The sequence below is a fragment of the Lactococcus sp. S-13 genome, from assembly GCF_004210295.1.
Classification (GTDB): Bacteria; Bacillota; Bacilli; order Lactobacillales; family Streptococcaceae; genus Lactococcus.
This window is the reverse complement of sequence record NZ_SDAK01000001.1, coordinates 1,108,985-1,122,831: the sequence shown is the minus strand read 5'-3', so window position 1 is coordinate 1,122,831 and position 13,847 is coordinate 1,108,985. Positions and strand designations below refer to the sequence as shown.

Annotated in this window: 13 protein-coding genes and 1 pseudogene; 8 read left to right on the top strand and 6 right to left on the bottom strand. The window is 41.5% G+C overall.

All coding sequences use genetic code 11. The features are described from left to right. The first annotated feature begins 14 nt into the window (after positions 1 to 14). The 5 genes and pseudogenes from aroA to recD2 all read left to right on the top strand — a co-directional run bounded on the left by aroA (position 15) and on the right by recD2 (position 5,727). On the top strand, positions 15 to 1,298 hold the full coding sequence (aroA, locus tag EQJ87_RS05560) for a 3-phosphoshikimate 1-carboxyvinyltransferase (RefSeq protein WP_130123692.1): 1,284 nt from the start codon (positions 15 to 17) through the stop codon (positions 1,296 to 1,298). A gap of 30 nt (positions 1,299 to 1,328) precedes the next feature. Beyond that, positions 1,329 to 1,817, top strand: a complete 489-nt coding sequence (locus EQJ87_RS05555; protein ID WP_130123691.1) for a shikimate kinase — start codon at positions 1,329 to 1,331, stop codon at positions 1,815 to 1,817. Further along, a complete protein-coding gene (gene pheA, locus EQJ87_RS05550; protein WP_130123690.1) occupies positions 1,814 to 2,653 on the top strand; it encodes a prephenate dehydratase in 840 nt (279 codons plus the stop codon). The genes EQJ87_RS05555 and pheA overlap by 4 nt, the downstream gene beginning before the upstream one ends. Positions 2,654 to 2,655: 2 nt before the next feature. Further along, positions 2,656 to 3,249 (top strand): histidine phosphatase family protein, encoded by a 594-nt coding sequence (locus tag EQJ87_RS05545; protein WP_130123689.1) that lies wholly within the window; start codon positions 2,656 to 2,658, stop codon positions 3,247 to 3,249. After that, a pseudogene (gene recD2 / locus EQJ87_RS05540) lies at positions 3,246 to 5,727 on the top strand (SF1B family DNA helicase RecD2). Before EQJ87_RS05545 ends, recD2 begins: the two are co-directional and overlap by 4 nt. An 83-nt stretch (positions 5,728 to 5,810) precedes the next feature. Here the strand turns inward: recD2 and rpsT are convergent. Next, positions 5,811 to 6,044 carry a 30S ribosomal protein S20 gene (rpsT, locus tag EQJ87_RS05535; RefSeq protein ID WP_130123688.1) on the bottom strand — a complete coding sequence of 78 codons (234 nt, stop codon included), beginning with the start codon at positions 6,042 to 6,044 and terminating at the stop codon, positions 5,811 to 5,813. Between the two features lie 327 nt (positions 6,045 to 6,371). On the opposite strand from rpsT, the gene EQJ87_RS05530 reads away from it, so the two are divergent. The 3 genes from EQJ87_RS05530 (at position 6,372) to EQJ87_RS05520 (ending at position 8,826) form a co-directional block, all read left to right on the top strand. Next, the gene (locus EQJ87_RS05530) at positions 6,372 to 6,884 is read left to right on the top strand and encodes an HD domain-containing protein (protein ID WP_130123687.1); all 513 of its coding nucleotides are present in this window, start codon (positions 6,372 to 6,374) and stop codon (positions 6,882 to 6,884) included. Between the two features lie 193 nt (positions 6,885 to 7,077). Next, on the top strand, positions 7,078 to 8,016 hold the full coding sequence (locus tag EQJ87_RS05525; RefSeq protein WP_130123686.1) for a diacylglycerol/lipid kinase family protein: 939 nt from the start codon (positions 7,078 to 7,080) through the stop codon (positions 8,014 to 8,016). Between the two features lie 93 nt (positions 8,017 to 8,109). After that, the gene (locus EQJ87_RS05520; RefSeq protein ID WP_130123685.1) at positions 8,110 to 8,826 is read left to right on the top strand and encodes a Bax inhibitor-1/YccA family protein; all 717 of its coding nucleotides are present in this window, start codon (positions 8,110 to 8,112) and stop codon (positions 8,824 to 8,826) included. Between the two features lie 138 nt (positions 8,827 to 8,964). Here EQJ87_RS05520 and EQJ87_RS05515 read toward each other — a convergent pair whose 3' ends face one another. The 5 genes from EQJ87_RS05515 to EQJ87_RS05495 form a co-directional block, all read right to left on the bottom strand. Further along, positions 8,965 to 9,462: a Crp/Fnr family transcriptional regulator gene (locus tag EQJ87_RS05515; RefSeq protein ID WP_130123684.1), complete on the bottom strand. Its 498-nt coding sequence runs from the start codon at positions 9,460 to 9,462 to the stop codon at positions 8,965 to 8,967. Between the two features lie 190 nt (positions 9,463 to 9,652). Continuing rightward, complete coding sequence (locus tag EQJ87_RS05510) at positions 9,653 to 10,336, bottom strand: LutC/YkgG family protein (protein WP_130123683.1); 684 nt, start codon at positions 10,334 to 10,336, stop codon at positions 9,653 to 9,655. A 2-nt stretch (positions 10,337 to 10,338) separates the two neighbouring features. After that, positions 10,339 to 11,811, bottom strand: coding sequence for a LutB/LldF family L-lactate oxidation iron-sulfur protein (locus EQJ87_RS05505; protein WP_130124596.1), 1,473 nt, complete (start codon positions 11,809 to 11,811; stop codon positions 10,339 to 10,341). Positions 11,812 to 11,822: 11 nt separating this feature from the next. Beyond that, positions 11,823 to 12,593: a (Fe-S)-binding protein gene (locus tag EQJ87_RS05500; RefSeq protein WP_130123682.1), complete on the bottom strand. Its 771-nt coding sequence runs from the start codon at positions 12,591 to 12,593 to the stop codon at positions 11,823 to 11,825. A gap of 185 nt (positions 12,594 to 12,778) precedes the next feature. Further along, on the bottom strand, positions 12,779 to 13,612 hold the full coding sequence (locus EQJ87_RS05495) for a Cof-type HAD-IIB family hydrolase (protein ID WP_130123681.1): 834 nt from the start codon (positions 13,610 to 13,612) through the stop codon (positions 12,779 to 12,781). Positions 13,613 to 13,847: the final 235 nt, after the last annotated feature.

The window sequence follows — 13,847 nt, the reverse complement described above, 5'->3', positions numbered from 1 at the left end:
TTTAGGATATCATAATGAAACTTAAAACAAATTCACAAGGCTTACAAGGAACTTTAAAAGTTCCAGGAGATAAATCAATTTCGCATCGCAGTATTATGTTTGGATCAATTGCCCAAGGACAAACCACCGTTTATGATATTTTGCGTGGTGAAGATGTACTTTCAACAATTGCGGCTTTTCAGAAAATGGGAGTTAAAATAGAAGATGATGGTCAAAAAGTCATCGTTCATGGGAAAGGTTTTGATGGTCTTGCTCAAGCTCAAGAAGCCTTAGATATGGGAAATTCAGGAACTTCGACGCGTTTGTTGTCTGGAATCTTGGCGGGTTTGCCTTTTGAAACGACTTTATTTGGGGATGATAGTTTGTCAAAACGCCCAATGGATCGAATTGCAACGCCTTTACGTTTGATGGGGGCTGAGATTTCAGGACAGACAGATAAGGTGAAGTTACCGATGACCATCAAAGGTTCAAAGGACTTAAAAGCGATTGATTATGTGCTTCCTGTGGCTTCGGCTCAGGTTAAATCAGCGGTGATTTTTGCGGCTTTACAGGCGAGCGGTGTGACAAAAGTGGTTGAAAAAGAAAAAACACGTTCGCACACTGAGGAGATGCTGGTTCAATTTGGTGGAGAGATTACTGTTTCTGGAAAAACAATCTTAGTACCTGGCGGTCAAAAATTGGTTGGGCAGGAGGTAACAGTTCCAGGTGATATTAGCTCGGCTGCTTTCTGGTTGGTTGCGGCGCTGGTCGTGCCAAATTCAGAACTTGTTTTGAAAAATGTTGGAATCAATGAAACCAGAACAGGAATTTTGGAAGTTATTTCTGCGATGGGTGGTCAAATGCAATTGTCAGAAGTGGATGATGTGGCTAAGTCGGCAACAATTACCGTTCGATTTGGTTCACTTAAAGGAACGGAAATTGCGGGCGATTTGATTCCACGTTTGATTGATGAATTGCCAGTGATTGCTTTGCTTGCGACGCAGGCTGAGGGTGAAACAATTATCCGTGACGCTGCAGAATTGAAAGTTAAAGAAACAGACCGTATCGCTGTGGTTGCAGATGCTTTGAATGCAATGGGAGCAAAAATTACGCCAACAGATGATGGGATGATTATTCAAGGGGGAACGAAATTAAAAGCACCTAAGGAAGCAATCAATACTTTTGGGGATCACCGAATCGGTATGATGACAGCTATTGCGGCGCTTTTGATTGAGGGAGAACTTGAATTGGAACGTGCTGAGGCGATTCAGACAAGTTATCCAAGCTTTTTTGAGGATTTGGAAAAATTATCAAAATAAGTTGTGGGAAAATTGATTAGGAAGCGAAAAATGAGTATCATTTTAATTGGATTTATGGGTGCTGGAAAGTCAACAGTAGCAAGACTTTTGGCAGAGGATTTCATTGATTTAGATCAGTTGATTGAGCAAAAAATTGAGATGCCGATTGCTCATTTTTTTGCTTTGTTTGGTGAGAAGGATTTTCGCCGGATTGAAAATGAGGTTTTTGAGTCTGTTCTGCAAAATCAAGCAGTGATTGCCACAGGTGGTGGTATTGTTGAGAGTTTACAGAATGTGGAAGTGCTTCGTTCTCATCCGCAAGTGGTTTTTTTAAGTGCAGATTTTGCGACCTTGTGGGAGCGAATTAGTGCAGATAAGGTCAATGTTCGACCTTTGGCTCAAGACAAGGCAGCAGCGCAGCGTTTATTTGAGCGTCGGAAGAAGAGCTATGAAGCTGTGGCTGATTTAACGGTTGATGTGACGGATAAAAGTCCTGAGGCTATTGTCCAGCTGATCAAAGAAAGATGGGAGAAGAAATGAAAATAGCCTATTTGGGTCCACGGGGATCTTTTTGTTCGGTTGTGGCGGAAGCGGCTTTTAAAACAGATGAGTTGATTGCTTATGAAACAATCATTGATGTGATTGAGGCTTATGATGAGGGGAAGTGCGATTTTGCTTTAATTCCGATTGAAAATTCGACGGAAGGAACGGTGAACATGAGCATTGATAAGATTTTTCATGATTCTGAGGCTCAAGTTGTGGCAGAATTTGTTTTACCGATTTCACAAAATTTACTGGCTATTTCACAAGACCGAGTGATTGAACGGGTTTACTCACATCCACAGGCATTGGCTCAGACACGGGCCTATCTGCGGAAATTTTATCCAGAGGCCCAGGTGGAGATTACGGCATCCACTTCGGCTGCGGCTGAGTTTGTGAAAAAACATCCTGAGCTTCCAGTCGCTGCGGTTGCCAATCGTTATGCGGCTAAGCGCTATGATTTGGCGATCGTGGCTGAAAATATTCAGGACGTTGCAGGAAACTCAACACGTTTTTGGTTGTTGGGCGAACAAAAAAAGGCATTTAATCTAAGACAAGCGGGTGAGAAAATGAGTCTGGCTTTGACTTTGCCTGAAAATTTACCAGGGGCTTTGCATAAGGCAATTTCTGTTTTTGCTTGGCGAGATATTGATATGACTAAGATTGAATCGCGCCCTTTGAAAACGCGGCTTGGTCAGTACTTTTTTATCATTGATTTGGTTAATAATGAGCTAAACGCAGCGAAAATTCCTTTTGCACTTGAAGAGTTGGCAAGTCTTGGTGTGAGTGCTCGGGTGCTTGGAAATTATGCGTTTTATTCGATAGAGGAGATGTAAAGGTGAAGATTTATTTTGTACGACATGGTAAGACGGAGTGGAATTTGGCGCGACGTTTACAGGGACAAAAGGGAGATTCACCGCTGTTGCCAGAAGCTTTGACGGAAATTGAACGGGTGCGGGATTTTTTGGCACCGATAAAATTTGATGAAATTTTATCAAGTCCGCAAACAAGGGCGCTGACGACAGCGAAATTACTGACGGATTGTGCCATTAAGCGAGATCAGCGATTGGCTGAATGGAATTTTGGTGAATTGGAAGGTTGGTTTATTGCAGATGCGATTGCTAAATATCCAAAAGAAATGCACGATTCTCGTTTTGAATTGGATAAGTTTGATGGACGAGCTTTTGGGGCTGAGTCGGTCAGCTCGGTTTTGGCGCGCTTTGATGATTTGGGGCGAGAATTGTTGCACTCAGAGATGGACAATGTGCTTTTGATTGGTCATGGTGCTTCGGGAACTGCGGGAATGCGACATTTGTCAGGATTTGGTCTGTCAGAATTACGGGCCGCTGGTGGTCTTGCCAATAATACAGTGACGATTTTGGAGGGCTGTAAAGATCACTTTGAACTCAAAGTTTGGGATCAAAAACTATGACCGAAAAAATTTATGTGACAGGTTCAATTGAAGCCATTTTTTTCTCGAATCCAAGTAACTTTTACAAGGTTTTGTTGGTTGAAATTGAGGAAACAAATGCTGAGTATGACGATGTTGAAATTGTGGTGAATGGAACGATTGGCGATGTCGTTGAGGGCGATTCTTACACCTTTTATGGGCAATTGACGCAGCACCCCAAATATGGGGAACAATTGCAAGTGAACCAGTACGAAAAAGCGCTGCCTAGTTCGCAAGCAGGTTTAGTGAAATATTTTTCATCAGATAAGTTCCCCGGAATTGGGAAAAAAACGGCGGAGAAGATTGTTGAAATTTTTCCTGAAAACACGGTGGATAGCATTTTAGAAGCGCCTGAAAAGTTGGATGAACTTTTGACTTTGGCGCGAAAAAATTCATTTATCAAACGCTTACGTGAAAATCATGGCATGGAGAAAATACTGACGAAACTTGCTGAGTATGGCTTGCCGAGCAAATTGACTTTCCAAATCTATGAGCTTTACAAAGAAAAGACGCTGGAAATGATTGAGGAAAATCCCTATCAACTGGTCGAGGATGTCAAAGGGGTCGGCTTTAAAACGGCGGACAAAATTGCCAGCAGTTTGGGTATTGAAGCCGATAGCTCGAACCGTTTTCGGGCGGCACTCATGCATATGGTTAATACGCATTCGGCTACGTCTGGCGACACTTACATTGAAGCGAAGCATTTGCTTTTGCTGACCATAGAGTTGCTTGAAGAGGCGCGAAATGTTGAAGTCAACCCCACAGCAGTAGCAGCTGAAATCAACGGTCTTTTGCTTGATGGAAAGATTCAGCAAGAAGGTACAAAAATTTTTGAAAACTCGCTTTATTTTGCTGAGGAGGGAATTTACAAGTCGTTGACCGCTTTGGGGAAGCGTTTGGGCGGAGATTTTACTGACGAAAAAGTGCTGACGGTTTTGTCAGAAGTTGAAAAAGATCTTGAAATCACTTATGATGACTTGCAAAAGCAGGCGATTTTGGGAGCGATGAAGCATCAGTTTTTCATTCTCACAGGGGGGCCTGGGACAGGTAAAACCACGATTATCAATGGTTTTATTGAAACTTATGCTCGAATCAATCAGCTTGACTTGGAACCGAGCCATTATAACGATGACATTTTTCCGATTTTATTGGCCGCACCGACCGGACGGGCTTCTAGACGAATGAACGAACTGACGGGCTTGCCTGCCGCGACCCTTCATCGCCATCTGGGCTTGGGTCAAGATGAGTCTGAGGACAGTATGGGCAATGAATTGTCGGGTGCTTTGTTGATTGTAGACGAGTTTTCAATGGTCGACACTTGGTTGGCGAATAAGCTTTTTCAAGCCATCCCTGGTTCTATGAAAGTTTTGTTGGTTGGTGATAGTGACCAGTTACCATCTGTTGGGCCAGGACAAGTTTTTGCTGATTTATTGAAAATTCCAGAGCTTCCGTCAGTAAAATTGGACAAAATTTTCCGTCAGGGTGATGATTCGACCATCACGGATTTGGCGCATCATATCAAAGATGGTGAGTTGCCAGCTGATTTTACAGCAAAAAAAAACCGACCGTTCATATTTTGAGGTGGGGGCAAATTTAGTTCCGCAAATGGTGCAGCAGATTGCGAACGCTTGGCAAAAAAGAGGAAATAATCCTTTTGAATTACAAATTTTAGCGCCAATGTATAAGGGAACTGCAGGAATCAACGCCATGAATGTCCTTCTGCAAAATCTGTTTAATCCGCTCAAGGAGCGCCTTGAATTTGTTTTTGGTGAAATGAAATTTCGGGAAGCAGATAAAATTTTGCATCTGGTCAATGATGCCCAAGCCAATGTATTTAATGGGGACTTAGGGCAGATTGTTGAGCTAGTTCCTGCGAAATATACCGATAGCAAACAAGATGAAATTGTTATGGATTTTGACGGGCAGGAACTTTCCTATCCACGAGCAGAGTGGTACAAAATCACTTTGGCCTATGCCATGTCCATTCACAAATCACAAGGTTCCGAATTTTCGACCGTCATTGTGCCAATGGTCAGCGCTTATTCGCGAATGTTGGAGCGAAATTTGCTTTATACGGCAATTACGCGTGCCAAACAAAGTTTAATTTTGCTTGGTGAGCAGCGCGCCTTTGCCCAAGCTGTCGCGCGTGAAGGTGCCAATCGAAAAACTTATTTGATTGAGCGCTTTGGCGACAAAAATGCTGACGAAATTTCACAAACAACAAAAACAGTCAGAGAAAATGCTGACGAAATTTCACAAGCAACAAAGACAGTCAGAGAAAATGCTGACGTAAATCTCAACAAGCCCGAAAACACTGACGGAAGCCGAGAAATTTCACTTTTTGCTGATGAAGAAATAGAAGACCACACGAACCGAATTTTGACAGAGGCCCTCATTTTATCAGGAAATTTTGATCCATTGATTGGTCTTGACACCAGTGATTTTGCGATTTTTAAATAAAAAAGACTTGCCCAAGGCAAGTTTTTTTGCATAAAAAAAATCTGTCACACTGACAGAGATTTTTATCAGGTCAAGACCTGTTATTAGCCAAGTTTAGCAGCAAGACGTGATTTGTCACGAGCAGCTTTGTTAGCGTGGATAAGGCCTTTAGAAGCAGCTTTATCGATGATTGCAGATGCTGATTTGTAAAGTTCTTCTGATGGTTGTGCTTCAAATTTTTTGATAGCAGTACGCATTGCAGATTTTTGTTGTGAATTGCGTTCGTTTGCGATTGTATTCAATTCAGCACGTTTGATAGCAGATTTGATGTTAGCCATGATTGTCTCCTTTATTACTTTTCATAGAAAAGCGGTTGATGTGATGTCCCAGATGGCACACTACACCCTCCAAGATTTTTCTAATACCTATCAATTATACAGGAATTTTAGTTTTTTGTAAACTATTCACCGCTATTTTTTTGGAAAAATTATTATTTTCTTGAAGAAAAATAACAAATAGATAAAGGAAAAAACGTGATAAAAAAGCACCTCGAACCCCCATAATAAGAAACTAAAACAGGATTCTAAGCACTAAAAAAGAAAAATTTAATCAAAAAACCAATAATATCGTATTGACAAAGTCAAATTTCGTGTTATAATCAAATCATGAATTTAGATGAAAAACCGTGGTTAAACGACGCAGAATATATGAGCTATGTTGGTCATCTGTTAGAAATGGATGAGCTGAAAAAACTTGATGAAATTACCCATCACTACACTTCAACACGTTTGCAGCATTGTCTGCGCGTGAGCTATGTGAGTTATCTTATTGCCAAAAAACGTGGATTGAATGCGAAAGCAACAGCGCGAGCTGGACTTTTGCACGATCTTTTCTACTACGATTGGCGCGAAACAAAATTTGCCAAAAGCCATGCCTATGTGCATCCACACATTGCTTATCGTAATGCCCGAAAATTGACGACGATTTCAGAGCTGGAAAAAGACATCATCATTAAACATATGTTTGGGGCAACCATCAACCCACCGCGCTACAAAGAAAGTTGGATTGTCACAGGAGTTGATAAATACATCGCAACGCTTGAAGGCTCAGCCACACTCAAGTACAAATGGAACAGACGCAAGCACTTCAAAAAGTTGCCTTCTTTCAGTCTGGATTAAAAATAAAAACAACAAAAACTTGTCATTTAGGCAAGTTTTTTTCTTACTTAAAAATGAAAAATTTTTGTGAAACGCTCTATTGTAGCATTTTCTAAGACTGTGATACAATAAATGTGTAAGCAATAAAATTCAAAAAAACTGAAATATGTAATAATGAAGATTTCTAATAAAAAATAAAGTTAGGAGATCGAAAATGAAAAAGATTAAAGTGTTTTATAATGAGAAATCAGGAAATAATGATGAAGAAGAAGTGTTACAGACCATCAAATCCTTCTTTGATTCAGAGGAAAATCAGCTTGAATTTATCAGTCCAGATGGCCCAAAAGAAGCTATTCGTCTGGCAAAAAAAGCGGCAGAGGAGCGTCCTGACCTGATTCTCGCACTTGGCGGTGATGGAACAATTGACAAAATTTGCGGCGGACTTTTGGAAGCTAACGAAGAAAGCCTGTTAGGAATTATTCCTAACGGAACAGTCAATAATTTGGCAAAATCCTTGAATATCCCTCAAGACATTAGGGCAGCATTAGAAAATTTAGAACAAGGAAAGCTTCAAAAAGTTGACATGGCCAAAGTCAATCAAGAATACATGACCTCAAGCCTAACTTTGGGAATTTTAGCTGATATTGCCCAAAATGTGAGCAGTAAAGACAAGAAAAAATTAGGTCCTCTTGCTTATTTTAAAGATGCTTACAAAGTGATTCGCTACAATAAAAGTTACCAAATTGAACTCAAGCACGACGGGAAAACGGAGCAACTGCGCACCAAACTTTTGCTGATTACAATGACTAATACGATTGCAGGAATGCAAGCTTTAGCTCCAAAAGCTAAGGTTGATGATGGTCTACTACGCGTCTATTCTTTGAAAAAAATAAATCTTTTAAAAATATTATGGCATTTAAATAAGTTGCGCAAGGGACAATTTGAAGATTTTAGCGAAATCGAACACTTTGATACGGATGAACTAGAAATAAATCCCCTTTCGACAAAGAAAAAGAACATTCCATATTCACGGATTGACGGCGATAAAAGTGATCAACTCCCTGTGAAAATCAAAGTTTATCCCCGTGCTTTAACCACAATTGTTCCAAAAGATGTACAAAAAACGCTTTTTCGTTCAAAAGAGGAAAATTAAGCAAAAAATTCAGACTTAAGTCGGATGACAAAAGCCCGCTTTTTTGCTAAAATATAATTAGAATTAAATTAAAAATATAGGAGGATGACTTTAATGCAAAATATGAATGATAACAATATTATTTTTGACCAACGTCAAGACGGACTCAATGCATTTTTTAGTAAGATTTACGCACTGATGGGGGCAGGAGTACTGGTTTCTGCGCTAGTTTCTTGGATTATGATTACGTTTTTTCAAGATAATATGATGGCAGTTCTTCAGCGTGGAGGTTTATTTTTCCTCATTTTGTGGTTGATTCCGCTGGTCATGGTGGGATCATTGCAAGTAATGGCGATGAAAAATTCTAAGTTGGCGCTCCCTGTTTTTGTTGGATATGCGGCCTTTATGGGCTTTCTCATTAGCTTCACCCTCTTGATGTATACAGCGACAAACATTACTCTCGCTTTTGTGACCGCAGCGGCGATGTTCTTTGGACTTGCAGTTTACGGACGAGTGACCAAACGTAATCTTTCAGGCATGGGCAAAGCGCTTGGTATTGCGGTTTGGGGATTAGTAGTTGCGATAATTCTTAACTTCTTCATCGGTGGAAGCGGACTGACTCTCTTAATTAGCATCATTGGTGTGGTGATTTTCTCAGGTTTGATTGCTTGGGATAATCAAAAAATTACACACGTTTACAACGCTAACAATGGTCAAGTCAGTGATGGTTGGGCGATTTCAATGGCGCTCTCCTTGTACCTTGACTTTATCAATATGTTCCTCTTCCTCCTCCGAATTTTCGGAATTTCAGGTGGAAATAATCGGAATTAAAAGAAATCATGAGGATTTTCTCATGATTTTTTCTTTTTTTTAATTACGTCAGTATTTTTTCTCTGCTCAAAAAATACGTCAGCATTTTCTCTAAGCAAAAAACTGCCAGTTAAGCAGTTTTTTTGTTTTGTAGCAAAATCAGAGCATGAGCAAGCTATCATTTTGCAAAAAAGGGAAACGGCGACGCAGGTAAGGAACAATCCAGAAGTCCAAGCCTAGGCGACCGGCGTTGAAGCCAGCGACCAAAATTAAGACTTGAATGAGAAGGAAAGTCGGATTTTCTGAAATCACCCCAGCGAGTAAAAAGGACAAATTCATCAGCAAGCCAAACGTAGCTGCCGTCAATGTGAAAGCCCCCAAAATCAGCGCGAGTCCAATGAAAATCTGTCCCCAAGGGACAACGAAATCAAAGAAACTTGTGTTTGCACCGCCATTCGTTGTGAAAGAGAGAAAACTGTGAAACCAGGGATAGGCTGTTGCACTGCCTAGTGCGCCATTGATGAGCCCTCCAGCAGAAAAAGCTTCTTCAGCAAACAATTTGCCTAAACCAGCCGTTATCCATTGATAGCCAATGAAAACCCGCATCAAGGTAAGCAAAATCGAAGCCAAGCGATTGTGTCGTAGAAAATGGATCATAAATTCTCCTTTCTAATGTTTTTATAATTATATTATAAAAAAGAAAGTCAAATTTTCAAAATGAAACCCTTACCAAAACGCTGACGCCTCTGATTTTAACTTTTCGTCAGTAAATTTTCTCCAAAAATTATTTTCGTCAGTAAAATCTCTCGAAAAAACGCTCGCCAACACTGACGAAAGTCAAAAATGTTCAAAGGTCTTTGACCACCACATAGTTGATTTCCAAAGGGCCGTGCAGACCGACTACAAGTTGCATTTCAATGTCCCCAGAGTTTGAAGGACCAGAAATAAAATGCAAAGTTGAGCCAGGTTTTTTATTTTTGTCCAACCAGTCCGCAGCCTGCGTTGAGCGCGCCACCATGCGGCTCATGGGAATGACCGCGATATAGTGCGTCGGCAAGAAGTGCAAAGACCGCCCTTGCCCTGCTTCAGATTCCACGACGATGGTTGCTGACTCAGCCAGAAAAAATTTCGGCACAGCCACAGCCACGTTAGAATTTTGCGCGGCCATGATATTTTCATCACGATACTCAGCCCCGATTTTCCAGCTGACAAGCTGGTCAGTAGCGACCTCAACGCCAAATTTTGCAAATTCATCAGTCGTAGGAATCATGACCTGCCCACCGCCAGATTTTTCAATCAAATCAGCGATGACCGCATTCATTTCAGAAGCTGTCGTTTCCACCAAGTTGGCCGAGACAAATTCAGCCTGTTCTTTAGCGATGTCCAAAAGTTCCTCAGCTGACAAATCCGCCAAATGTGTCTCAGGCAAGTCAGAAATGGCTTGATAAGGCTCAAATGGCAGCTCCACACCACCCCGTTTTTCCAGCAACGTGGCTAAAAATTGTTCACGATTTTCAATAGATCCAGTCATTCTCATTTACCTGCCTTATGTTTTTTGTACCATTGACGGAATTGTTCTTTGTGTGGCGGAGCCACAGGCAAATCCCGCACGTCCGTCCAACCCTTAGCCAGCGCTGGTGCCTTGCGCACCGCACCATACTTGAAGAGCGAGCCTTCGACCGTGACTTCCTTGGCTTTTGGCAACATGGACAAGCCCGTGTGCGCCATATTGACCGCCATGCCAAACATAGCAGGGTGTCCCGTGCCCATACCGACCGCGTTCATTTCCATATTGACAAATGAACCATCGTGGTGCATCTTCAGCTCATCTTCCATGACCTTGCGGTGCTCAATCAAAAGCTCATGCAGAGGAATCTTGACTGGACAAGTTTCCGTACAAGCCCCACACAAAGTTGAAGCATAAGGCAAATCACCATATTGCTCATAACCACCCAGCACAGGTGACAAGACAGAGCCGACAGGGCCAGGATAAATCGAACCATAAGCGTGTCCACCGATTTGACGATAAACAGGACAAACATTCAAACAAGCCCCACAACGAATGCATTGCAAAATCGATTCAAAAGCCGTCCCAATCGCATTAGACCGCCCATTATCCACAATCACCACATGGAAATCTTCAGGTCCGTCAGACTCATCTTCAGCTTTTTGCCCAGCAAAAGTCACATAGGTCGTCAATTTTTGCCCAACAGCCGACCGCGCCAGCATATTATCCAAAATTTCCGCTTCTTTGATAGAAGGCACAATCCGCTCCATCCCCATCAAAACAATCTGCGTTTTAGGAATAGAAATCGTCAAATCCGCATTCCCTTCATTGGTCGATAAGTTAATATCGCCCGTATTGGCAATGGCAAAATTACAACCCGTAATTCCCACCTCAGATTTCAAGAAAAGCTTGCGCATAGTATCACGCGCACAACGTGCCAAGTTAACAGGGTCATTATCGCCCTCATAGCCCAACTTCGCCGCAAAAATTTCTCGAATTTGGTCGCGATTTTTGTGCAAGGCTGGAAAGACAATGTGAGAAGGCTCATCCCAGTCGGCTACTTGCAAGATAAATTCCGCTAAGTCGGTTTCCAAGATGTCCATATCGTCGCCCAAAGACACCAGCATCGGGTCAATATCCACCTCAGTCGTCACCATAGACTTAGATTTAACAATCTTCTTGGCATTTTTTTCCAAAACAATCCGTTTAACGTAGTCGTTAGCTTCCTTAGCATTCGCTGCAAAGAAGACGTGACCGCCGCGTTTGGCCACATTATCGGAAAACTCCGTCAGATAGTGTGGCAGATATTTCAAAGTGTGTTGGCGGATGGATTCCGCAATATCGCGCCATTCCTGCCAATTTCCCAATTCTTCACGCGCAGTTTCGCGCTTTTCCCATTGGGCATCTTGTGCCTTAGCCACGGCAGCGCGGGCAAAGGTATCTTTTTTGCTGTCTTCCAAGCGTTCAGCAAAAGTTTTTGTACTTGTCGAAAGTCCCATCATTTCCCCCTTTAAGCCTCAGCAAAGACTGGATTAGTCACTTTGTCAATCCGTTCCAAATCCACATTATTATTCAACACTTCAGCGATGTGCATGACCTTGATTTTCTTGCCTTCACGGTTAAGTTTACCAGCAATATTCATCAAGCAACCCAAGTCAGCTGAAATCAAAATTTCAGCACCCGTTGACACCACATCATTCATCTTTTCAGTCACCATCATTTCAGAAATTTCAGGCGCTTTGACTGAGAAAGTCCCCCCAAAACCACAACAATTTTCCAAATGAGGCAAAGGCAACATTTCCAGACCTTTCACGTTATCCAAAAGGATAAACGGTGCTTCACGCTCGCCCAAGATCCGTGTCATGTGGCAAGAGCGGTGGTAAGTCGCTTTTTCACCATTGAAAGTCGCTCCCACATCTTTCACGCCTAGCACGCGGTAGAGAAATTGTGTAAATTCATAAGATTTATTAGCCAGATCAATGGCTTTTTGCTTGTAAGGGTCGCCCTCTTCAAACATATGAGGGTATTCTGTAAACATCCCAGAGCAAGACCCTGCAATCCCCACCACATACTCCGAATCTTCAAAAGCATCAATCTGATTTTTAATGGTCAGCATTGACTCTTTAACTAATCCCGAATTGTAAGTCGGTTGACCGCAGCAGACTTGACCTTCTGGAAGCTCAGTTTCAACGCCTAAGCGCTCAAGAACCTCAACCATAGCAATGCCAACTTGTGGAAACATCAAATCCATAACACAAGTGGAAAATAGTGAAACTTTCATTTAATTCTCCTCATTTCATCGTAAAGTAAAACTAAAAATAGACGTGTAAACTCAATTTGTATCCTCTTACATTTTAGGTCAATTGCGAAGCTTTTTCAAAAGAAACGGTTGTCAAATCATTTTGACATCTCTTGTGAGAGAAATTTTGATAAGAAAAAACCAGCAGAGTTGCTGGTTTTTTAATATTACTCAGGACTTAAAAAGAGTTTTTCAAGTTGTCGTGCCACACCATCCTCATCATTCGTCCATGGCAAAATCTCTGTGGCATAGGGGGTCAAGCGAGCAGAGGCATTTTTCATGGCATAGGCATGAGGCGCGAGTTTGAACATTTCGATGTCATTGTGCTCGTCACCAAAAGCCAGAAGATTTTCTTGAGGAATATCCAATACTTTGAGCAGGTGTTTCAGACCAGAAGCTTTACTAATCCCTTTGGGAACAACTTCGAGCATGGCGTGCGGTCCACCCCAGACGCCTACATCAATTTTTCCATTATAATGGCGGCGCATCTCATCAGCTAAAGCAAAACGATCTTTTTGTCGGGTTGAAAGTAAGACAGCATGAGGGTTTTCGGTGATTCGATCTGCACGTAGACGATTATAGGGGTGGAGTCTATCTACGCCAAAAAGTTCAGGAATAACTCCTCTAAAAGTATTTAAGAAAAATTTTCGTCGGTATTCAACAGCAAAAAAGTTTAAATCAAAGTTTTGTTGGTGACGTAACAAATCAAATACGAAAGAGCGATCAATATAATGAGCTTTAGTATGTTCCCAGTTTTTGTCATTGGGCTTAGAAACCAAAGCGCCATTAAAATTGATGACAGGGCTGGTCAATTCAAGTTCGCGGTAAACTGCCAAAGACATCCGAAAAGGTCGTCCGGTAGTAATACAGATGATATGCCCCAGGGCCTCTACCTGCTTAAAAACATATTTGGTGTAGCGACTAATGGAACGTCCATCGGATTGTAAGGTAGTACCGTCCAAATCAATAGCAATCAATTTTCGATTTTTATTTATGGTCATTAAAACTTTCCCTGTCTATAAATTTTATCATTTAATCTCCCTATTATACCATAAGAAAAAGTCCTCTGCCTAAGCAAAATTCTGCGAACAATGAAAAGGCTTTTAAGATATTTGTTCGATATTTCCGAACGTTCAGGCGCTTTTTTAGATAAATTTCCTACTAAATCTTGTTTCCTTAAGCCAAACTGATTAAAATAAGAAAGTAAGCTTTTATTATTTATGACGTGTGTCGCTC